This is a genomic window from Streptomyces sp. BK79, from assembly GCF_044142145.1.
Taxonomy (GTDB): domain Bacteria; phylum Actinomycetota; class Actinomycetes; order Streptomycetales; family Streptomycetaceae; genus Streptomyces.
In genome coordinates, this window is sequence record NZ_JBHVOC010000003.1 from 78,415 (window position 1) to 99,696 (window position 21,282).

Consider the following 21,282-nt stretch of genomic DNA (forward strand, 5'->3'; position numbering starts at 1 on the left):
ACCAACGTCGCTGCGTGGGGGGCGTGTTGCGTGTGTGACCGTTTCAGACTTCAGGTTCGGTTGCAAGGCCGGACTATCTGTAAATGTTCTGACTGGCCGTCAGGTAAGGCCGGGGTTTCATGAATATGACACCAGGGGGTTGCGCCCTGGCATCGTGGTATACCAGCATGCCGCCATGCCAAGCATCGAGTACGAAACCCCGAACACGGCGCCCACGGCCTCAACCGCACTCCCTCCCTTGGGACAGCCCGCTTCCCGCACGGACCGGGTACGCGACGCCCTGCGGCAGGCGATCCTCGACGGGGCGCTGCCCCCGGGCCGGGCCCTGGTCGAGCGCGAGCTCGCCGAGCTGTACGGCGTTTCGAAAACCCCGGTGCGCGAGGCGCTCAAACAGTTGCAGTCCACCGGGCTGGTGGAGATCAACGCCTACCAGGGCGTGAGTGTCCGCACTCCCGACGACAAACTGGTGCGGGAGCTCTACACCGCCCGGTGCACGGCCGAGCCCGAAGCGGTGCGGCTGGCCGCCGAACGGCTCGGAGCCGTGTCGTACCCCGCGGCGCGGCGCGCGCTCGCCGAGGCCGCAGCGCTGATCGGCTCCGGGGAGACACAGGGCCTCGGTGTCGCGAACCGCCGCTTCCACCGGGAGCTCTACACCGCCTGCGACAACAGCTTCCTGTGCGGATTCCTGGACCAACTGCAGGACCTGACCGCGTTCGTGGCCGGTCTGGGCTGGCGACTGCGGGCGACCTTCGAGGAGGAGGCCGCCGAGCACGAGGCCATCCTGGAGGCGATGGAGCAGGGCGACGCCGACCGGGCCGAGCACCTGACCCGCGCCCATATCCGCAAGGCCCGGCGGACCCTGGCCGGCGCCCTCGGGGACGAGCGATGAGGACCGAGATCTTCGCCCACCCCGTGTCGTTCCGCCGTGCTCCCCGCGCGGAGGCCGAGCGGCTGCGGGCCGCGGGAGTCGACCGGGTCCGCCTGGCGTACGCCTACCACGGTGGCCGCTGGCTGCTGACGACCAGCGATCCGGCGGCCGTCGTGGACTTTCCCGCCGGGCGCTGGTTCGCCCCGGGAGACCACGAGGACACGACGGGCCTGTCCCTGCCCGTGGTCGGCGACGAGGCCACGCTCGCGACGGACGCCCTGGTGGCCTCCGGTGTCGCCGTGACCGGCTGGCTGGTGGGACTCCACCAGTCGCACCTGGCCGGTGCCCGGCCGGATCTGGCCCTGCGCAACGCCTTCGGCCACCCCTACCGGCACGCCCTGTGCCCCGCCCAGCCGGAGGTGGTCCGCTACGCCCGGGACCTGGTCGCGCAGACCGCGCGGCAGCCGGGAGTGAGCGGTCTGGAACTGGAGGCGTTCGGCTATCTGGGCTGGCAGCACCAGAGCGCGCACGACAAGTACGGGGCCGAACTGCGCCCTGTGGACCGCTGGCTGCTCTCCCTCTGCTTCTGCTCCGCGTGCTCGGCCCTGTTCACCGAAGCCGGCGTCGACGGTGCCGAGGCGGCCGGCAGGACCCGCGCCGCAGTCCTCGCGCAGCTGGCCGATCCGCGGCCCGCGGACCGCATCACCGCGGACGCCTCAGCCGCGCTGGGCCAGGACCTGCACGACACGCTGCTGTCGGTCCGGGCCCAGGTGACCACCGGTCTCGTACGGGCCGCGGCCGAGGCTTCGGGAGGGCTGCCGCTCTCCGTCCGTGCCACCGACGACCCCTACGCGTGCGACGGGAAGTCCTCCGGCGACCTGCGGGCGCTCGCCCACGCCGCGGGTTCGCTCACGGTCACCAACCTGTCCGGGGACGGTACCGCCCTGCGGCGGGACCTCGTCGCCGCGGGCCGCACCGGCGCCCGGATCGCGGCGGGCTGGAACCTGGACGCCGCGCGGACCCGCAGCGAGGAGGAGCTCATGGACATCGCCCGCCAGGCCCGCTCGCACGGCGCGAGCTCCCTCGTGCTCTACGCCTACGATCTCGCCCCCGCACCGCGGCTGGAGTGGCTGCGCCGCCTGCCGCGGGACCCGGTGGGCGGCGACACGGCAACCCATGACAGCCCTCACCCAAGACAAACGGAGCCGGCAACATGACCGGATACCTGATACGCCGCCTACTCCAGCTGATACCCGTCGTCCTGGTCGTGTCATTGGTGCTGTTCCTCCTGCTGCGCCTGATGCCGGGAGACCCCACCCTGGACATCCTGGGGCAGGAGGCCAGCGCCGAGGACCGTGCGGCACTGCGCGCCGACCTCGGCCTGGACGCCCCCATGTGGCGGCAGTTCGCCGACTGGATCGGCGGCATCGCACGCGGCGACCTCGGCGCCTCCTGGCTCACCGGCGAGGAACTCGGCACCGTACTCGGCGAGCGGCTCGCCGCGACGGCCCAACTCGGCGTCATCGCCCTGCTCTTCGCCCTGTTCATCGGCATTCCGGCCGGGATACTCGCCGCCGTGAAGCGCCGCACCACCACCGACACCGCGCTCAACTCCGCAGGGCTCGTGGCCCTGTCCGCGCCGCACTTCTACGTCGCCGCCCTGCTCATCCTGGTCTTCGCGCTGTGGTTGAAGGTGCTGCCGGCGTCCGGGTACGTCCCGTTCACCGAGGATCCGGTGGAGAACCTGCGGCACATGGCACTACCCGCGGTCACCATCGGCTCCACCATCGCGGCCGTCACCATGCGCCAGACCCGCGCGGCCCTGCTGGCCTCGTTCAACGAGGACTACATCCGCACGGCGGAGGCGACCGGCCTGTCCCGCCGCCGCATCGTCGGCGTGTACGCCCTGCGCAACGCCATCGTCCCCGTCGTGACCGTCGTGGCCCTGCAGATCGGCGCCCTGATGAGCGCCACCGTGGTCACCGAGACCGTCTTCACCATCCCAGGCATGGGCACCCTCATCGTCAACGGCATCTTCAGCCGGGACCTGCCCGTCGTCCAGGGCGCCGTCCTGGTAGTCGTGATCTTCGTCCTCCTGGTGAACCTGCTGGCCGACCTGATCTACGCGTGGCTCGACCCGCGCATCACGTACTGACAGGAGCGACGATGGCCACCAAAACTCTCACCCCGGCCGCCGCGCGCCGCCCGGTCCTCGACCGGCTGCGCCGCGACCGACGCGCCCAACTCGCCCTGCCCATCCTTCTGCTGCTGGCGATGGCCGCCGCGGCCCGGCCCTTCATGACCGAGCGCATGCGCGCCACCGACACGGACAACCTCCTCGCCGGCCCCAGCGCACAGCACCTTCTGGGCACCGACGAACTCGGCCGGGACGTCCTGGCCCGCATCGTCGCCGGAGCCCTGGTGACCACGGAGGTCGCCACCGTCACCGTGGGCGCCGCCCTCGTGGCGGGAACCGTGCTCGGTCTCCTCGCCGGCTACCGCGGCGGATGGCTGGACTCCCTCATCATGCGGATGTCCGACGGACTGCTCGCCTTCCCGCTGCTCGTCCTCGCCCTCACCGTCGTCGCCGCCCTCGGCCCGGGCCTGCGCAACGCACTCATCGCCATCGCGGTCGTGACCACGCCCCGCTTCGCCCGGGTGGTCCGCGGGGAGGTGCTCTCGCTGCGGACCCGTGAATGGGTCTCGGCCGCCCGTATCGTGGGCGTGAAGCAGTCGGCCATCATGCGCCGCCACCTGCTGCCGCACCTGGCCGGCACCCTGCTGGTCTTCGCCGCCCTCCAGGTCTCCACCGCCATCATGGCCGAGGCCGCCCTCAGCTTCCTCGGCCTCAGCGTCCAGCCCCCCCAGCCCAGCTGGGGTGCCATGGTGGCCTCCGGGACCGACCATCTCAGCGCCAGCTGGTCGCTGAGCGTGTTCCCCGGTCTGGCCATCCTCCTCACCGTCGCCGCGTTCAACATGCTGGCCGACGCGCTCCGCGACGCACTCGACGCGCACAGGCCGCAGCTGACGCCACCGCGCTGACCCACCGGGCGCTCCCTTCACCGGCGCACGAGCACCCTCACACGCGCCGCGCCCCATCGGCCCGCACGCCTGGGCCCCTCGGGCGGGTCCCCTCATCGCCCGCCCTCAGCACCCGCCTTCCGCACCAGAAAGTGCTCTGCCATGCCCATTTCCTCCCTCGGCCTGCCACGCCGCGCCGTCCTGGCCGGAGCCGCCGCCACCGCGGCCGCCGCCGGCCTGCCCGCCCTCTCCGCATGCAGCGGCGGCTCCGGATCGTCCAGTGCCTCCTCCGGCACGCTCACCGCCGGATTCGACAACGAGCCCGTCACCCTCGACCCGGCACTGAGCGCCGCCATCTCCTCCGACCGCAACGTCCTCAATCTCTTCTTCGACGCGCTGCTGCGCCAGCGCCAGGACGGACAGTTCGAAGCGGCCCTCGCCACCAAGTGGGAGGCCGGTGACACCCAGGTCACCTTCACGCTGCGCGAAGGTGTGAGGTTCCACGACGGGACGCCCTGCGACGCCGAGGCCGTCGTCCTCAACCTGCGCCGGGTGATGGACCCGGCGACCCACTCCACCAAGGCCGCCGCGCTGGCCAAGGTGTCCTCCGTCGAGGCACCCGACGCCAGGACCGTGAAGATCACACTCAAGTCGCCCGACCCGCTGCTGCTCACCCACCTCGCGCACGAGACCGGGATGATCGCCTCTCCCGCCGCGCTCAAGAAGCACGGCGCCGACTTCGGACGCCGGCCCGTGGGCACCGGCCCCTTCACCTTCGCCCAGTGGCGGTCCAAGGTGCAGCTGACGGCCGAGCGCAACGGCAGCTACTGGAAGAAGGCCGCGGACGACAGCACCCTGCCGAAGCTGGACAAGGTCGTCCTGCGCTTCGTCACCGAGGCCAAGGTCCTGCGCGCCGAACTGTCCACTGGTGGCGTCCAGTTGGTGCGCGCCCTGCCGCCGGAGGAGTACAAGCAGCTCAGCGGCAACAAGCAGATCGTCATCAAGGACGGCGGAGTGCGCCGCGCCTACTACGTCGCCCTCAACGTCACCAAGGGCCCCTTCAAGGACCCCGAGGTGCGCGCCGCGTTCGCCCAGGCCGTCGACCGCCGCTCCGTGGGCAAGGCCGCGGCCGGTGGCGAATACGACATCGCCCCGTCTTTCGCGACCTCCTCGGACTGGTTCTACGACGGCTCCGTCGCGCCGCTCCCGCACGACCCGGCCAAGGCCCGCGAGGCCCTTCAGCGGGCCGGGCTGCGGGGCGAGGTGCCCATCACCGTCGTCGCCCGACGCCGTGCCCCCGACCCCACCATCGCGGAACTCCTGCAGAGCCAGCTCACCGCGGCCGGCTTCGCGCCCAAGGCCGAAGTACTGGAATTCCAGACGCAGCTGGAACGCATGAAGAACAAGGACTTCGACGCGGCGCTCCTGGTGGTCGACATCCCACGACTGGATCCCTCCCTGTCGTTCGACCCGTACTTCACCAGCGACGGACCCAACAACTGGTCCGGCCTCGACGACCGCGTCCTCGACGCCCTGCTCGCGGACGGAGCCGGCACCGGTGACCGGCCGGCGCGCAAGAAGGCGTACTCCGACGCGCAGCGCCGCATCATCGACAACAACTACTGGGTGTTCCTGCACCAGGCGAAGTCGCCCCTCATCCACAGCAGCAGGCTCAAGGGCGTCCAGCTCGACGTCGACGGCCAGTGGCGGCTCGCCGAAGCCCGCCTGGGGACGTGAGGAACGACCATGCCCCTTCTCGAGATCGAAGACCTGAGCGTCACCTTCAACGGCGGCCCCACCAGTCCACCGGTGCGCGCCGTGGACAGCGTCCACCTGAGCCTGGAAGCGGGCGAGACCCTCGCCGTCGTCGGCGAGTCGGGCTCCGGGAAGACCGTCACCGCCCTGAGCCTGCTCGGACTGAACCCGCCCGAGCCCGTCTCCAGCACCACCGGCTCCATCCGGCTGGACGGAACCGACCTGCGCACCCTGGACGGCAAGGAGTGGCGGGCCGTACGGGGCAGGCGGGTGGCCATGGTCTTCCAGGACCCGGGCTCCGCGCTCAACCCGCTGCTCACCATCGGCACCCAGATCACCGACGCGGTGCGCGCCCACGAGCGGCTCACCCGCGAACAGGCCCGGCGCCGCGCCGTCGAGGCCCTGGAGCAGGCCCGGATGCCGGAGCCGGAGAGCAGGCTGCGGCAGTACCCGCACGAGCTGTCCGGGGGGATGCGGCAGCGCGCAGCCATCGCCCTGGCCATCGCCGCCCGCCCCAAGCTGCTCATCGCCGACGAACCGACCACCGCCCTGGACGTCGCCGTGCAGGCGGAGATCATGGCGATGCTCCGCTCCCTGTGCGTCGACCTGGGCATGGGGCTGATCCTGATCACCCACGACCTCGGAGTGGTCGCCGAACAGGCCGACCGGGTGGCGGTGATGTACGCCGGCCGCGTCGTCGAGAGCGGCCCGGCCGCACGTGTCCTGAAGCACCCGAGGATGCCGTACACCCAGGCGCTGCTCGCGGCCACACCGCGGATCGACGCGGCGGCCCGCACCCGGCTCGTGTCCATCGAGGGGCAGCCGCCCCGGCTGCGGGAGCGGTCCTCCGGGTGCTCCTTCGCTCCCCGGTGCCCGGTCGCCGTGGACGACTGCACGGCGAGTGTTCCGCAGCTGACCGTCCACGACGGCGACCATGCGGCGGCCTGCCTGTTCGCCGACGCTCCGGTGGAACTGCCCGTACCGGCGGCCACCGCCGACCCCGCTCCCGCCACCACGACCGGTGCCGAGCCCCCGCTCGTGGAGTTCGACGCGGTGGACCTGCGGTATCCCGTACGTGGTGGGGCGCTGCGCCGGGTGACGGGCCACGTCCACGCCGTGCAGGAGGTCAGCCTGCAGGTCGAGGCGGGCCGCACCCTGGCACTGGTGGGGGAGTCCGGCTCCGGCAAGACCAGTCTCACGAAACTGCTGCTGCGCCTTGAACGCCCCTCCGGCGGCACCGTCCGCTACGACGGCATCGACGTCACACGTCCCGGCCCGGCAGCACTGCGGCGGCTCCAGCGCGAGGTGCAGGTCGTCTTCCAGAACCCGTACGCGAGCCTGGACCCGCGGCTGACCGTCCGGCAGATCCTCGCCGAACCCCTGCGCGTGCACGGACTCGACGCCGACGAGGACACCCTCACCGCACTCCTGCGGGACGTCGGCCTCGACGCCTTCGCCCTGGACCGCTTCCCCTCCGCCTTCTCCGGCGGCCAGCGCCAGCGCATCGCCATCGCCCGGGCCCTCGCCCTGCGCCCCCGGCTGATCGTGTGCGACGAGGCGGTCAGCGCCCTGGACGTGTCGATCCAGGCTCAGGTGCTCAACCTGCTCGCCGACCTCCAGGCCGAGCACGGCATGGCCTACCTCTTCATCACCCATGACCTGGCCGTGGTCCGCTCGGTCGCTCACCGCATCGCGGTCATGCGGCACGGCCGGATCGTCGAAGAAGGCACGGCGGAGGAGATCTACGCCGCCCCCGCCCACGAGTACACCCGTGAACTGCTGGCCAGGGCACCCGGCCGGCACACCGCAACGACCCCGCAGACCAAGGAACGGAGCCCACAGTGGCAAAGGTGACGAGGGTCCAACTGACCTCGATCAACACTCCCCGGCACAACAGCATCACCTGCGGCCACATCCTGGTCGAACTCCACACCGACGACGACTCCCTCGTCGGAGTCGGCGAGATGTCCGACCTCCAGCACCTGCCACGCTTCCACTTCGATGTCCCCGAGCTGGAGGCGACCCTCAACGAGATTCTGGTGGGCCTGGACGCCCTCCAGATCACGGAGGTCGAACGGCGGCTGGAGGCCAACTTCCCCCAGGCCGGGTACATCTACGACAAGAGCCGCGCCATCAAGTGCGGCGTCGACATCGCCTTCTGGGACCTGGCGGCGAAGCAGCTCGGGGTCCGCGTGTGCGACTTGCTGGGCGGCGCGGTCCGCGAGTCCGTCCCCATCGCGTACCCGATCTTCCGCCAGCAGCACGAGGAGGACGTCGACCGCAACCTCGCCATGGTCGAGCGGCGCATCGCGGAGGGCTTCGAGTTCTTCCGGGTGTACGTCGGGCGCCGGCTCGACCTGGACGAGCGGTTCCTGCGCACCGCCCGCGAGCGCTTCGGCGACCGGATCACCATCAAGTCGCTCGACTTCTCCAACCTGCTGGACTCCAAGGCGGCCTGCAACTTCGCCGAGAAGGTCGCCGACGTGGGCTTCGAACTGGTGGAGGCCCCGGCCCCCGACCACGACGTGCGCGGGCTGGTGTACGCCCGCAACCGCCTGCCCGTGCCGATCAGCGAGCACGTCTACGGCTTCCGGTGGGCTCTCGACCTGGTCGCCGCCGACGCGGTCGACGTCTTCAACGTCAGCGTCATCGCGATCGGCGGCATCACCCCGGCCCGGCGGATCTTCGCGATCGCCGAGGCCGCCGGGAAGTCGTGCCTGGTCGGCACCACGCAGGAACTGTCCGTCGGCACGGCCGCCGCGGCCCACGTCGCCATGGCGATGGCGCCGGTCACCGTGCCCAGCGACCCCGTCGGCCCGCTGCTGTACACCCGCGACGTGGTGACCGACCCGGTGCGCTACGTCGGCGGCCGGCTGCACGTGCCGTCCGGTCCGGGCCTGGGCATGCGATTCGACCCCGAGCTGGTGAAGGCGTCGGCGGGCCCGCTCACCTGGGCCGCCACCAGCGCCGCCGCCGTCGTCGACCGGCAGGAGGTCACGCGGTGACGGCTGCTCCCGCCGAACGGCCGCCCACGGACGGGCGGTTCGCCGGCAAGGTCGCCCTCGTCACGGGCGGCGCCCGCAACATCGGGCTCGCGATCGCCGTGCGGCTGGCCGCCGAGGGCGCCGCCGTCGCCGTCAACGGCCCGGACGAGCAGGAGGCGGAAGCGGCGGCGGCAGCGCTGCGCGACGGCGGGGCTCGTGCGGTCGCCTGCCCGGGAGACGTCTCCGACCCGGCGCAGGTCGACGCGTGCGTCGCCCGCACGGTGGAGACGCTCGGCGGACTGGACATCCTCGTCAACAACGCCGCCGCCGCGATGGTGGGGCGCGGCCACCTGTTCGACCTGGACCCCGCCGACTGGGACCGCAGCTTCGCGGTCAACGCCCGCGGCACGTTCCTGTGCACCGTCGCCGCGGCCCGGGCGATGCGGGCCGGCGCGGCCGTCGTCAACATCTCCTCCGTCGGCGCGACCCGCGCCCACCGCTCGGCCGTCGCCTACGACGCCTCCAAGGGAGCCGTCGAGGCCACCACCCGGGCCACCGCCCTCGAACTCGCCCCGCTGGGCATCCGCGTCAACGCCGTCGCACCGGGCCCCGTCATCAACGACCGCTACGAACTGCTGGACGCCGCCCAGAAGCGCGCCCGTATCCGGCCGGTACCCCTCGGCCGCATGGGCGACGGTTCCGACGTGGCCGCCGCCGTCGCCTTCCTGGCCTCGCCGGACGCCTCCTTCATCACCGGTCAGGTGCTCACCGTGGACGGCGGACTGACGGCCCAGATCAGACCACCGGGCGCCGACCCCGGCCTCGACCGACCCACCACCGATCCGGCGCACACCGACGCCGACCAGCGCTAAGGACCCGCACCATGACCGAGACGCCCCAGGCGCCGCTGAACCCCGACGACCTGGCCGCTCTCCGCGAGGCCAGCACCGCCACCATCACCACCCAGCTCTTCAAGCACGGCCTGCGCAACACCTTCCTCGCCGGACTCGCCCGCGTGACCCCCGGCGCACCGCGCATGGTCGGCGAGGCCTTCACCCTGCGCTACATCCCGGCCCGCGAGGACATCGACACCCTCGACGTGTACGACGACTACGACCACCCGCAGCGCGCCGCCGTCGAACAGGTCGGCCCCGGGCAGGTCCTCGTCATGGACTGCCGCGGACAGGGCCGGGCCGCCTCGGCGGGCAACATCCTCCTCACCCGGCTCTCGGTCCGGGGAGCCGCCGGGGTGATCACCGACGGCACCCTGCGGGACTTCGGCGACATCGCGCGGCTCCCGCTGCCCGTCTACGCCACCGGCCCGGCGGCTATGACCAACCTCGCCCTGCACCACGCCGTCGACCTCCAGGTCCCCGTCGGCTGCGCGGGAGTCGCCGTGTACCCGGGCGACGTGCTGGTCGGCGACTCCGACGGCGTGGTCTGCGTACCCCGCCACCTCGTCCCGGTGATCGCCCGTCAGGCGCGGGAACAGGAACGGCTCGAGGAGTTCATCACCGAGCGTGTCGCCGCCGGCGCCCCCCTCCGCGGCACGTACCCGGCGGACGCCGAGACGCTGCGCGCCTACGAGGCCAGCCGCCTCGCCCCGTCCGTGAGCGACTGACCCACATGCTCCGCGGCCGGCCGCCCCCGGCCGGCCGCGGGCCGGCCGACCGGCCGGACCAGCCTCCGAAGAAGAAGGCAGGAACACGTGAACAATCGTACTTCCCCATCCTCCATACGGCCGCTCGCGTTGGTGATGGCCGGCGCGCTCGTCGGCGGTCTGCTCTCCGTCGCCGCCGCCGGACCGGCGGCCGCGGCGGACGTCGACGGCGACTTCGACACCACCGCCCCCGGCACCACGCCCGCGGGCTGGTCCACCGGCGGTGCGGGCGGTGACGCCACCGTGCAGGACGTGCCCGGCACCGTCGACCGCAGTCTGCGGCTGCGGGACACCTCCACGGGCGCCGCGGTCACGGCGGGCACCACCTTCGGCACCACGTCCTCGACCGTCGTCGCCGGCTTCCGGCTGCGCACCGCCCAGACCTCGGCGACGATCGGCGTGCACCTCGACAGCAGCGGCGGGCACAGCGTCACCGTGGCCATGGGCGCCGACGGACGCATGTACACCTACGACGCGACCCGGCAGGTCGATCTGGGCGCCTACTCGGCCAACCGCTGGTACGACATCCGCGTGGTCGCCCACCCGTCCTCGGGAACCGCCGACGTGTGGGTGGACGGGTCACGCAAGGCCAAGAACCTGGCCTTCCGGACCAGCACGAGGGCCCTGGCCGGCATCCAGGCCGGCGTCTCCACCGCCGCCACCGGCACCGCCTGGCTGGACGACGTCCGCACCACCACCGAGAGCGCCCCGCAGGGCTGGCCCCTCCTCGGGTCCGTCGGCCCCCGCACCGCCTGGGAGGTCGGCACCTCCAAGATCATCATCGGCGCCGAGACCGTCGACCGGGACTACACCGACTACCGGGCGTACGCCCCCTACCTGGGCAAGCTCGGCGCGACCAGCACCCGGATCCAGGGCGGCTGGGCGAAGACGGAGAAGACCAAGGGCGTCTACGACTGGGACTGGCTCGACCACATCGTCGACGACGCCCGCAGCCGGGGCGTCAAGCCCTGGATCCAGCTGTCCTACGGCAACGGCGCCTACACCGGCGGAGGCGGCTCCGGACTCGGCGGCCACCTGCCCAGCTCCCCGGAGGCCCTGGCCGCGTGGGACGCCTGGGTGACCGCCATGGTGAAGCGGTACAAGGACCGGGTCACCGAATGGGAGATCTGGAACGAGCCCAACCTGGCCGGTATCCCGGTCGCCGACTACACCGACTTCTTCATCCGCACCGCCACCCGCGTCCGCGCCGAGCAGCCGAACGCGGTCATCTTCGGCCAGGAAGCCGGCATCGACGTCCCCTACGCCCAGGACTTCCTGATCCAGCTCTCCGGCAAGGGCAAGGCCGGCCTGCTCGACGGCATCTCGTACCACCCGTACAACCCCAACCCCGACGACGCGTGGACGTACGGGCAGGTGGAGAAGCTCAGAGACCTGGTGGACCAGTACGCGCCCGGCGGCGTCGTGCGGCAGGGCGAGAACGGCGCCCCCAGCACGCCCGGCAGCTTCGGCGCCCTGGGGGATCTGGACTGGACGGAACTGAGCCAGTCCAAGTGGTTCCTGCGCCGCGTGCTCAACGACCTCGGGCGCGACATCAGCACCAGCGTCTTCGGCATCTCCGACATGCACTACCCATGGGGGACGACCAACACCAAGGGACTGCTGCAGACCAACACCGACAAGAGCATCCGCTACGCCAAGCCCTCCTTCTATGCCGTCCAGACCTTGGCGTCGGTCCTCGCGGACACCAAGCCGCTGCCCGGCTACGGCTGGAGCGCGAACCCCTCCACCTCGCTCACCGTGCAGGCGTTCGCGAAGAACGACACCGGCCGGCAGATCGTCGGCGTCTGGTCCGGAGCGGGCAAGCCCAGTGAGAGCAACGCCCGCACCGCCACCGATCTCACCTTCACCGGCGGCAACTTCGCCGACCCGGTCCACGTCGACGTACGCACCGGAGCCGTCCACGACATCCCGGCCGCCAACTGGTCGGTCTCGGGCAGCACCTACACCTTCAGGGACATCCCGGTGTACGACTCGCCCGTGCTCATCGCGGACCGTTCCACCGTCAAGTTCTAGTGCCCGGCCGGTCCCCGCCCGCTGCGGGCGGGGACCGGCCCTGGAGGCGAACCGTGCAAGCCCCTGTCAGAGCCGCGCTGAAGTCGATCGTCGGCGACGCCCACTACCGCGAGACGGACGGCGACCTCGTGCCCTTCAGCCGGGACGCGACCCCTCTCTTCTCCGCCCGCCCCGATGCCGTCCTCTTCCCCGGCGACACGCAGGAAGTCTCCGCCGTCCTGAGCCTGGCCACCCGGCACGGGATCCCGGTCGTCCCGCGCGGCGCCGGCTCCAACCTGTGCGCCGCCACCGTCGCCCTGCACGGCGGCCTCGTTCTGTCGCTCACGCGCCTGAACCGCATCCTCGAAATCGCACCCGCCGAACTCCTCGCCCGCGCCCAGCCGGGCGTCACCAGCGCCGCGCTCGCCGACGAGGCCACCGGCCACGACCTGCTGTGGGCCCCCGACCCGGGCAGCCGCACCGTCGCGACGATCGGCGGCACCATCGCCACCAACGCCGGCGGACTGCGCGGCCTGAAGTACGGCGTCACCCGCGACCACGTCCTCGGCCTGGAGGCGGTCCTCCCGACCGGCGAAGTGGTCCGCACCGGCGGACGCCTGCACAAGGACGTCGCCGGATACGACCTCACCCGCCTGCTCACCGGCTCCGAGGGCACCCTCGCCGTCATCACCGAGGCGACCCTCGCCCTGCGGCCCGCACCCAGGAACTCGGGTACCGGAGTCGCCTACTTCCCCGATCTCGCCGCCGCCGGACGCGCCGTCGCAGCGATCATCTCCGGCGGCGTCCTGCCCGCCACCCTCGAATTCCTCGACCGGCCCTGCATCGACGCCGTCGAAGCCTTCGCCGGGCTCGGTCTGCGCTCCGACGCCGGCGCGCTGCTCCTGTTCGGCGACGACGGCGAACCCGACGCCGTCGCACACGCTCTGGCCCGCATGAGCGACGCCTGCACCACCCAGGGCGCCCTGGAGGTCACCAGGGCGGCCCACGTCGCCGAGGCCCAGGCGCTGCTCGCCGCCCGCCGGTGCACCCTCCCCGCGCTGTCCCGGCTCGGCGGGCTGACCATCCTGGAGGACGCGACCGTGCCCCGCCCGCGCATCGCCGAAATGGTCGAGCGCATCGACGAGATCGCCGGCCGGCACGACGTCACGATCGCGACCTTCGGACACGCCGGCGACGGCAACCTCCACCCCACCTGCGTGATCGGCTCCCGCGAGGACACCGAGAGCATCGCGCGCGCCGAACACGCCTTCAAGGACATCTTCACCACCGCCGTCGAACTCGGCGGCACCATCACCGGCGAACACGGCGTGGGAGCCGCGAAGCTCCCCTACCTCTCCGCGCAACTCGGCCCCGACCAGATCGCGTTGCTGCGCCGGGTCAAGGACGCCTTCGACCCGGCCGGAATCCTCAACCCCGGAAAGCTGGGTTCATGACCGACCCCGTCTTCGACCCCGACCTCCTGTCCCGGTGCATCTCCTGCGGGTTCTGCCTGCCCGCCTGCCCGACCTACGCCGCGACCGGCGACGAGGCGTCCTCGCCCAGGGGCCGGATCAACCTGATGCGCGCCCTCCAGAACGGCGACCTCGACCCCTACGACCCCACCCTCCAAGAACAGGCTTCCCAGTGCCTGGGCTGTCGCGCCTGCGAACCGGTGTGCCCGGCGGGCGTCCAGTACGGACAACTCCTCGAACAGTGGCGCGACCACCAGTGGAAGGGCCGCAGACAGCCCCTGCTCGCCCGGGCCCTGATGCTGGCCGCCGGCATGCGGCACCTCTTCCGCCCCCTCGGCGCGCTGCGCCGGACCGCCCGCGGCGCACCCGAGGCCGCGCCCACGCCCCCGGCCGAGCCCGTGTCACTCATGCTCGGATGCTTCGAACGCGTGCTGTTCCCATCCGTCAGCCGGGCGGCCCGCAAGCTCGCCCCCGAGTTGTCGGTGCCCGCCGGCCAGGGGTGCTGCGGCGCCCTGCACGCCCACAACGGCGACACGACGGCCGGTGAACGCCTCGCCCGCCGATTGGGAGAGGACCTGCCCGGCACCATCGTGACCACATCCGGAGGCTGCGCCGCCCACCTCGCCTCGGTCCTCGGCCAGGACCGGGTACGGGAACTCTCCGCCCACCTGGCCGACCGCGGCGCGGCGGGCGAACTCCGGGTGGACGGACGCCGGGCCAGAGTCGCTCTCCAGGACTCCTGTCACCTGCGCAACGGCCTCGGTGTGTGGAAGCAGCCCCGCACCCTGATCGGCCAGATCGCCGACTACGTGGAACTGCCCTCCGCGGCCACCTGCTGCGGCGCCGCCGGCACCTACTCCCTGCTCAGACCACGCGAATCCCGCCGCATCCTCGACGCCAAGATCCAGGAGATCGAGGCCGCGGGCGTCGACTACGTCGCCGCGGTCAACCCGGGCTGCCTGCGCCAGCTGCGCACCGGCCTGCGCCGCGCACGCTCCCGGGTGAAGGCCGTGCACATCGCCGAACTGCTGGCCCGAGCGGCGCAGCACCCACCCACGTGACGCGCGCCTCGCCACCCCATCGATTCCGTCCCACTCGCCGAGAGGTCACCCATGCCCGCCGCCCCCGCCCCGTCCCCGGACGGCGCCTCGCCACCCGCAAGCACCGCCGCTGACGCGTCGGCCCAGGCCGGCACGGCCGCGCCGGAACTCGCCGCGCTCCCCCTCTCCGTACGCGCCGGTCTCCTGCGCGCTCTGGCACGGACGCTGGGGGAGCACGCCGGCGTCCTGGTGGACGTGGCCGACGGCGAAACACGGCTCGGAGCGGAGCGTCTGAGCGGCGAGATCCGGCGCACACAGGCGCAGTTGCGGATGTTCGCCGACATCGTCGAAACCGGCGCGTTCCTCGACGTCATGATCGACCCGCCCGACCCCGCGGCGCAGCCCGCGCCCCGCCCCGACATCCGCCGCATGCTGGTGCCCCTGGGACCGGTCGCGGTGTTCTCGGCCTCCAACTTCCCCTTCGCCTTCTCCGTGCTGGGCGGTGACACCGCCAGCGCGCTCGCCGCGGGCTGCCCCGTGGTGGTCAAGGCGCACGAGGGGCACCCAGGACTCTCCGACCTGACCCGCGATCTGGCGGCCGGGGTGCTCCCGACGGGTGCCCTGACCGTTGTCCACGGCAGAGAGACGGGACGGGCCCTGGTCACCGACCCGGCCATACGGGCGGTCGGATTCACCGGCTCGACCTCCGGCGGCCGGGCCCTGTTCGACCTCGCGGGCAGCCGGCCCGACCCGATCCCCTTCTACGGTGAACTGGGCTCGCTCAACCCAGTGGTGGTCACTCCGGGGGCGTGCGCCGAGCGTGGGGCGGACATCGTCCGCGAGTACATCGCCTCGGTCACGCTGGGGCAGGGACAGTTCTGCACCAAACCCGGGCTGCTCTTCCTGCCGGCCGACCACGGCCTGGAGGAACTGCTGCGCCGGGAAATCGCCGCGGTGCCCCCGGCTCCCCTGCTCGGTGACTGGATCGGCACCGCCTACCACGCCACCCTCGAGGAACTCGTCACCCATCCCGCCGCGCGCACCCTGCATCTGACACCCGGCCACGACGATCCCCGCACCTCCGCACCCGCTCTCCTCACCACCACCGCCGAAGGGGTACGCGCCCATCCCGAACTGCTTCGGGAATGCTTCGGGCCCGCCTCCCTCGTCGTCACGTACACCTCGGCCGACGACCTGCTGGACACCCTGCACATCCTGCCCGGCGGTCTCACCGCGACCATCCACGGTCAGGAGCCGCAGGACGAGACTCTCGCCCACCGGCTGTCGGCCGCGCTGAGTGCCGGACGCCTCATCTGGAACTCCTGGCCCACGGGTGTGGCCGTAACGCACGCCATGCACCACGGCGGGCCGTGGCCCTCGGCCACTTCTCCCCTGCACACCAGCGTTGGCGGCACGGCCGTCGCCCGGTGGATGCGCCCCGTGGCCTACCAGAACATGCCGGAAGCGCTCCTCCCCGAACCCCTTCGTAGCACGAACCCGTGGAACGTCCCCCAACGAGTGAACGGTGAATTCCCTGGACAGTGGCGACCCGCCCGTGCGACGACGGTGAGTGAGTCCTGATCCCACCGACCGACCTGACTGCTCAGACCGACGAGAAGGCGGCGGCCGGGCAGGGGTACGAAGGCGGCGGCTACGTTCTCGTGGAGGGCGCTCAACGGTCCACCTCCTCGCCCGGTGGGCCGGCCACGCCGACGTCCGGACGATCGGGCCGCCGAGCTGCTGGTGGGCGGCGATCAGCAGGTCCTGGTAGTCGCGCCAGGAGAAGCTCTTGCGTCCGTCGCGCCGGCCGTCGTCGCGGCGAGGCCGGTAGATCAGTCGGGACCGGTGGCCGGGTCTGTAGCAGGTCAACGCTGCGATGGAGATGCGCCTACGGGACCGGCCGCGGACTCGCACCACTGGAGTGCGGCCGCGCTGTGACCAAGTCTTGGTTTGCGGCGGAGTCATGGAGAATCCGGCTTCGTCCTCGAAGACGAGCCAGGCTCCACTCACCGCCGCGAGTCTTCCGCGCAGGGCCATACCTCCTTAACCCACCCGGCCACCGCCTCGTCGTCGCGTTCCAGGGCCCGGCGAGCGGGGACCTGGCAGGACCAGCCATTGCGCACCAGCAGCTTGCGTACGCCCTGGACCGTGTAGGTCAGGTGGAAGCGCCGGCCGATCACCGTCTTCACACGGCTCAGGGTCCAGCGTTGGTCTTCCCAGCCGTGCGCGGCCGGCCCCTTGGCCAGCTCCGCTTCCAACTGCGCGAACTGCTTCTCACTCAGCCTCGGCGACGACGCCGGCCCCTGCGATCGCAGAGCACGCGGCCCGTCCTCTTCCCACGCCTGCCGCCATCGCTGCACCGACCGGACACTGACGCGCAGGTCCCTGGCGATCAACGAACTCGCCTCGCCCCGGGCGAACCCCTCGGCCGCCTTGAGTCGTAACTCCTCGCGCTACTACTGACGTTCGGCGGTCAGCCCGCCCCCTTGTGGATACCGCATGCCCCGGTGATACCGCAGAGGACTGCCGCCCGTCAGCCCCTACGACACCACGAGTTCAACCTCAGTAACTCCTGGTTTGCCAGACTCACTGGCCTGTCTTGTTGCTAGGTGGGCGGTCAGGGGGCTCAAGCAGACGACGGTGTTGGCCTGGTGTCACGCGCCGCCTTCACTGTCGGCTGTTTCCTTCGCATGGCCAGAAGGAGCAAGCCGGCCGCGCAGAACACCGCACCCGTCGTGACGTACAAGGCCAGCGGTGTCCAGCCCGCGTCCAGCAGCCAGCCCGCCGTGGTGGGTGCGATGATGGCACCCACGCGGCCGACACTGATCGCCGCTCCCACCCCCGTGGCCCGCAGTGGTGCCGGGTAGACGCTCGGGGTCAGGGCGTAGAGGCCGGCGATGCAGCCGTTGACCGCGACTCCGATGACGGCTCCGATGCAGAAGGCCGGACGAGTGTGTCGGTGGACGACGCGAAAGCCACGACGAGTGCTGCCGACACGAAGAGGTAGGTACGCAGGACGCTGCCGAGCGCGTACCGCGCGGCCAGTGCGCCCAGGAGTGCGGTGCCGAAGACGCCGCCCAGGTTGAGCAGCGTTCCGCCGGTCAGGCTCTGTGTCGCGGACATACCGGCCTGCACGAGCAGGGTTGGCGTCCAGCTCGTCACGAAGTAGAAGGCGGCCATGACGAGGAAGAAGGCACCCCACAACACCAGGGTGGGGCGGCGCAAGTCCGGTGCCAGGAGGCGGCGGAACCCGGCTGCGGAGGTGAGCGTCGTCGGTTCCTTGTCCGGGAGCGTGGACAGGTCTGGCTGCCCCATGCGGCGGGCCAGCTCGTTGACACGGCTCAGGGCGTCGGCCGGCCGTCTGTTGAGGAGGAAGTCGAGCGATTCCGGCAGAAGACGGAAGGCGAGAGGAATGACGGCCAGGGTGGCGAGTCCGCCGGCCAGGAACACCGAGCGCCACCCGTAGCGGTCGATGAGGGCGACCGAAGAGACGCCGCCGATCGTCGCTCCCACGGCGTATCCGGTGGAGTTGAGGCTCACGGCCAGACCGCGCCAGCGGCGGGACGCGAACTCACCGGCGATGACGTTGCTGCAGGCGAGAACGGCGCCGATGCCGACACCGGTGAGCACGCGCAGCGCCCCCAGCTGCTGCCAGTTCTGGCTGGCCGAGGACAGCAGCATGCCCGCGGCTGCGAGGGCCAGGCCGGCCAGGATGACAGGCCGCCGGCCGATCCGGTCGGCCTGGGGAGCGATGAGCAGGGCGCCCAACGCCATACCCGCCAGCCCGCTGCTCAGCAGCAGCCCGAGGGTACCGGAGTCGAGGTGCCACTCGCCGGAGACCGTCTTCCCGGTGAAGGACATGACCAGCACGTCGAAACCGTCAAGGGTGTTGAGCAGCACGCAGATGGCGATCGCACGCCACTGGAAACGGCTCATGGGCCCGTCGTCCAGGGCCTGCGTGAGGCGGGCGGTCACCGGACGGCCCGCGGTGCGGTGGGGCGGTGGGGGCACTTCTCCATGGCAGCACTCCGTTGTCGACTGCGGGATGGCCGAACCGGCTCGCCGCCGCCGTGCCGTGGGCGGCAGCCTCGGGTTCGGCAGTGGGAGCAGCCATGGTGCGAGCGGCGGTCTCGCGCGGCCAGGTGGTTTCCCGGATGCCGGGAAACAAGTGTTGCGGGCCGATGTCCTTCAGAGGTCGGGCGTGTCAAGAGCTCGTGAAATGGCGCGGCCGCATGAGCGGACCAGATCGGCGAGCGCTCCGACGGACGTGGACCCGTGCCGGACCACCACGGAGACAGCCGCGGTCACCTCGCCCTCGTCGGTGGTGACGGGCGCGGCGACGGAGAGGGTGTCGGTGGACAGTTGCCGGTCGCTGACCGCGTAGCCGCACGTGCGTGCCTGGGCGAGGACCGCCCTGAGCCGGCCGCTGTCGGTGAGCGTGAACGGGGTGTGCCGGGGAATCGTCCGCGCGAGAGCCTCCTCCTGAACGGCTGCCGGTGCGTGGGCGAGCAGCACCAGTCCCGCCGCTGTCGTGGTGATGCCCAGCCGTCCTCCCACTCGTGTCAGCGTGGGCACGGCACAGCTCGGCGCGATGCGTTCGATGAAGACCACCTCGCTCGCGTCACGGACGGCGAGCTGGACGTTCTCACGGACGAGGGAGGAGAGGTCTTCCAGGTAGGGCAGTGCGCGCTCGCGCAGTCCTTGACTGCGCGGAGCCAAGGACGCGACCTCCCACAGTCGCAGCCCGATGCGGTAGCGGCCTTGCGCGTCGCGTTCCAGAGCGCCCCATACGAGCAGGTCACCCAGCATGCGGTGCACGGTGGACACGGGCAGACCTGATCGCCGGGCCAGCTCGCTCAGGGACAGGTGAGGACGCTGTGCGCTGAAGGCACCGAGGATGCGCAGAGCCCGGCCGATGACGGGTCCTGTTGCGGTGGCGGGCGAGGATCCGGCTTCCTGCGGGGGACCGGAGGGAGGCGCGCTGCGCAGGGCGTGACGGGTCAAGGCGTGAGTCCTTCCTCGCTGCCTGGACGTCCCGCGCTTCACCGACTCACGGGCCGTCGCTGAGCGCCTCGGCGTCCAGCGACGCGATTTTGCGAAGGACGTCGACGGCGAGCTTGCGTTCGTCAGCGGGAAGCGCGTCGAGCAGTTGCTCGTTGACGGCTTCGGCCGGACGGATCAGGGAGTCGAGCAGTTCGGCTCCCTGATCGGTGAGGCTCAGCAGGGTCCGCCGACGGTCCTCCTCGTCGCGTACCTGACTGACGTAGTGCTGCTCGGTCAGCCGGCGGACGATGTGGTTGACCGTCGAACGGTCCAGTGAGGTGAAGCGCGCCAGGGTGCGCTGGTCGATGCCGGGGTCACGGCTGAGGGAGTTGAGGACGGCGAACTGCTGGGAGGTGATCTCCCTGGACACGTGCCGGTACCACAGGGCGGTGTGCACCTGTTCCGCGCGTCGGATCAGGTGTCCGACGTAGTTGTGCAGTTCCAGTGCGTGCGCCACAGTCTTCCGTCCGTCTGTCGCCGGGGTGGTGCCGGCCGGGTGCCGGCCGGTGTGGGGAGTCTACGAGTGCCGGCACCACCCCGGCGGCGACCGCGTGGTCAGCGGATGCGGCGGCCGGGGCGCCGGTCGTAGGGAAGGGCACGGGAGCCGTCGACACCGACCTCCAGGCGACCGACCTTCTCGATGTCCAGGACCACGCGGTCTCCGTGGCTGAGCGGTCCCACTCCGGCCGGGGTGCCGGTCGCGATCACGTCGCCCGGGTGCAGGGTCATGACGGAGGAGGTGTAGGCGATCAGTTCGCGGACGCCGAAGATGAGGTCCGCCGTGTTGGTGCGCTGCCGGGTGGTGCCGCCGACGTCGCAGCGCAGGTCGAGGGTGTCCGGGTCCGGGATCTCGTCGGCGGTCACGATCCAGGGGCCGAGCGGGGTGAAGGTGTCGAAGGACTTGCGGGTGGAGCGGTCCTCGCCGGAGCGGACGGTGATGTCCAGGACGCAGGTGTAGCCGAAGACGTGGTCCAGGGCTTCGTCCGTGCGCACGTGCGAGGCGGTGCGGCCGATGACGACGCCCAGTTCGCCTTCCTGGTCGGTGCGCTTGTCGGAGTAGGGGAGGAGGATGTCCTGGCCCGGGCCGATGACGGAGGAGTTCGCCTTGAGGAAGACGCCGAGGTCGGCGACCGAGGTGGTGTACTCCATCTCGGCCTTGTGGTCGAGGTAGTTGACCGGTGCGCCGATGATCTTCCCGGGGCGGGGGAGCGGGGCCTCCAGGACCGCTTCGGCCAGGGGGATGCGGGGCCGGCCGGCTGCTTCGAAACGGGCTGTCTCCCCGTCGGCGGCCGCCTCGACGTACTGCTGGAGCGCACCGGCGGGGCCGGCGGTGTCGGCTCCGGCGACCTGGTCGGTCACGTCGACGAGGTCGTCACCGACGACGAGTCCGAGGCGTCCCTTGTTGAACAGTGCCAGACGCATGCTG

The 21,282-nt window shown here is 71.6% G+C and carries 18 protein-coding genes and 2 pseudogenes; 14 read left to right on the forward strand and 6 right to left on the reverse strand.

Annotation, left to right across the window (positions count from 1 at the left end):
• Positions 1-238: 238 nt before the first annotated feature.
• The 13 genes from ACFIF2_RS04285 (at position 239) to ACFIF2_RS04345 (ending at position 16,394) form a co-directional block, all read left to right on the forward strand.
• Positions 239-889: a GntR family transcriptional regulator gene (locus ACFIF2_RS04285; RefSeq protein ID WP_395571115.1), complete on the forward strand. Its 651-nt coding sequence runs from the start codon at positions 239-241 to the stop codon at positions 887-889.
• Positions 886-2,085: a hypothetical protein gene (locus ACFIF2_RS04290; protein ID WP_395571116.1), complete on the forward strand. Its 1,200-nt coding sequence runs from the start codon at positions 886-888 to the stop codon at positions 2,083-2,085. The genes ACFIF2_RS04285 and ACFIF2_RS04290 overlap by 4 nt, the downstream gene beginning before the upstream one ends.
• Positions 2,082-3,023 (forward strand): ABC transporter permease, encoded by a 942-nt coding sequence (locus ACFIF2_RS04295; protein WP_395571117.1) that lies wholly within the window; start codon positions 2,082-2,084, stop codon positions 3,021-3,023. Before ACFIF2_RS04290 ends, ACFIF2_RS04295 begins: the two co-directional genes overlap by 4 nt.
• A gap of 11 nt (positions 3,024-3,034) precedes the next feature.
• The gene (locus tag ACFIF2_RS04300; protein ID WP_395571118.1) at positions 3,035-3,910 is read left to right on the forward strand and encodes an ABC transporter permease; all 876 of its coding nucleotides are present in this window, start codon (positions 3,035-3,037) and stop codon (positions 3,908-3,910) included.
• A 141-nt stretch (positions 3,911-4,051) separates the two neighbouring features.
• Positions 4,052-5,626, forward strand: coding sequence for an ABC transporter substrate-binding protein (locus tag ACFIF2_RS04305; protein ID WP_395571119.1), 1,575 nt, complete (start codon positions 4,052-4,054; stop codon positions 5,624-5,626).
• A 9-nt stretch (positions 5,627-5,635) separates the two neighbouring features.
• Positions 5,636-7,498 carry an ABC transporter ATP-binding protein gene (locus ACFIF2_RS04310; protein WP_395571120.1) on the forward strand — a complete coding sequence of 621 codons (1,863 nt, stop codon included), beginning with the start codon at positions 5,636-5,638 and terminating at the stop codon, positions 7,496-7,498.
• On the forward strand, positions 7,495-8,649 hold the full coding sequence (locus tag ACFIF2_RS04315; RefSeq protein WP_395571121.1) for a mandelate racemase/muconate lactonizing enzyme family protein: 1,155 nt from the start codon (positions 7,495-7,497) through the stop codon (positions 8,647-8,649). Before ACFIF2_RS04310 ends, ACFIF2_RS04315 begins: the two co-directional genes overlap by 4 nt.
• Positions 8,646-9,500: an SDR family NAD(P)-dependent oxidoreductase gene (locus tag ACFIF2_RS04320; protein ID WP_395571122.1), complete on the forward strand. Its 855-nt coding sequence runs from the start codon at positions 8,646-8,648 to the stop codon at positions 9,498-9,500. Before ACFIF2_RS04315 ends, ACFIF2_RS04320 begins: the two co-directional genes overlap by 4 nt.
• Positions 9,501-9,511: 11 nt before the next feature.
• Positions 9,512-10,249, forward strand: a complete 738-nt coding sequence (locus ACFIF2_RS04325; RefSeq protein ID WP_395571123.1) for a ribonuclease activity regulator RraA — start codon at positions 9,512-9,514, stop codon at positions 10,247-10,249.
• An 87-nt stretch (positions 10,250-10,336) separates the two neighbouring features.
• Positions 10,337-12,322, forward strand: a complete 1,986-nt coding sequence (locus tag ACFIF2_RS04330; protein ID WP_395571124.1) for a hypothetical protein — start codon at positions 10,337-10,339, stop codon at positions 12,320-12,322.
• A 53-nt stretch (positions 12,323-12,375) separates the two neighbouring features.
• The gene (locus ACFIF2_RS04335) at positions 12,376-13,755 is read left to right on the forward strand and encodes an FAD-binding oxidoreductase (protein WP_395571125.1); all 1,380 of its coding nucleotides are present in this window, start codon (positions 12,376-12,378) and stop codon (positions 13,753-13,755) included.
• Complete coding sequence (locus tag ACFIF2_RS04340) at positions 13,752-14,834, forward strand: (Fe-S)-binding protein (protein ID WP_395571126.1); 1,083 nt, start codon at positions 13,752-13,754, stop codon at positions 14,832-14,834. Before ACFIF2_RS04335 ends, ACFIF2_RS04340 begins: the two co-directional genes overlap by 4 nt.
• Before the next feature lie 51 nt (positions 14,835-14,885).
• The gene (locus ACFIF2_RS04345; protein ID WP_395571127.1) at positions 14,886-16,394 is read left to right on the forward strand and encodes an aldehyde dehydrogenase (NADP(+)); all 1,509 of its coding nucleotides are present in this window, start codon (positions 14,886-14,888) and stop codon (positions 16,392-16,394) included.
• 138 nt (positions 16,395-16,532) lie between these two features.
• Here the strand turns inward: ACFIF2_RS04345 and ACFIF2_RS04350 are convergent.
• Positions 16,533-16,778 (reverse strand): annotated as a pseudogene (locus ACFIF2_RS04350) (IS630 family transposase); the annotation flags it as partial.
• 41 nt (positions 16,779-16,819) lie between these two features.
• Positions 16,820-17,254, reverse strand: a pseudogene (locus ACFIF2_RS04355) (winged helix-turn-helix domain-containing protein); the annotation flags it as partial.
• 249 nt (positions 17,255-17,503) lie between these two features.
• Between ACFIF2_RS04355 and ACFIF2_RS04360 the strand changes: the two are divergent.
• On the forward strand, positions 17,504-17,680 hold the full coding sequence (locus tag ACFIF2_RS04360) for a hypothetical protein (RefSeq protein WP_395571128.1): 177 nt from the start codon (positions 17,504-17,506) through the stop codon (positions 17,678-17,680).
• Positions 17,681-17,690: 10 nt separating this feature from the next.
• Here ACFIF2_RS04360 and ACFIF2_RS04365 read toward each other — a convergent pair whose 3' ends face one another.
• The 4 genes from ACFIF2_RS04365 to ACFIF2_RS04380 form a co-directional block, all read right to left on the reverse strand.
• Positions 17,691-18,824, reverse strand: coding sequence for an MFS transporter (locus ACFIF2_RS04365; protein WP_395571129.1), 1,134 nt, complete (start codon positions 18,822-18,824; stop codon positions 17,691-17,693).
• Positions 18,825-19,001: 177 nt separating this feature from the next.
• On the reverse strand, positions 19,002-19,817 hold the full coding sequence (locus ACFIF2_RS04370) for an IclR family transcriptional regulator (RefSeq protein ID WP_395571130.1): 816 nt from the start codon (positions 19,815-19,817) through the stop codon (positions 19,002-19,004).
• A 46-nt stretch (positions 19,818-19,863) separates the two neighbouring features.
• The gene (locus ACFIF2_RS04375) at positions 19,864-20,313 is read right to left on the reverse strand and encodes a MarR family winged helix-turn-helix transcriptional regulator (RefSeq protein ID WP_395571131.1); all 450 of its coding nucleotides are present in this window, start codon (positions 20,311-20,313) and stop codon (positions 19,864-19,866) included.
• Between the two features lie 98 nt (positions 20,314-20,411).
• Complete coding sequence (locus tag ACFIF2_RS04380) at positions 20,412-21,278, reverse strand: fumarylacetoacetate hydrolase family protein (RefSeq protein ID WP_395571132.1); 867 nt, start codon at positions 21,276-21,278, stop codon at positions 20,412-20,414.
• Positions 21,279-21,282: the final 4 nt, after the last annotated feature.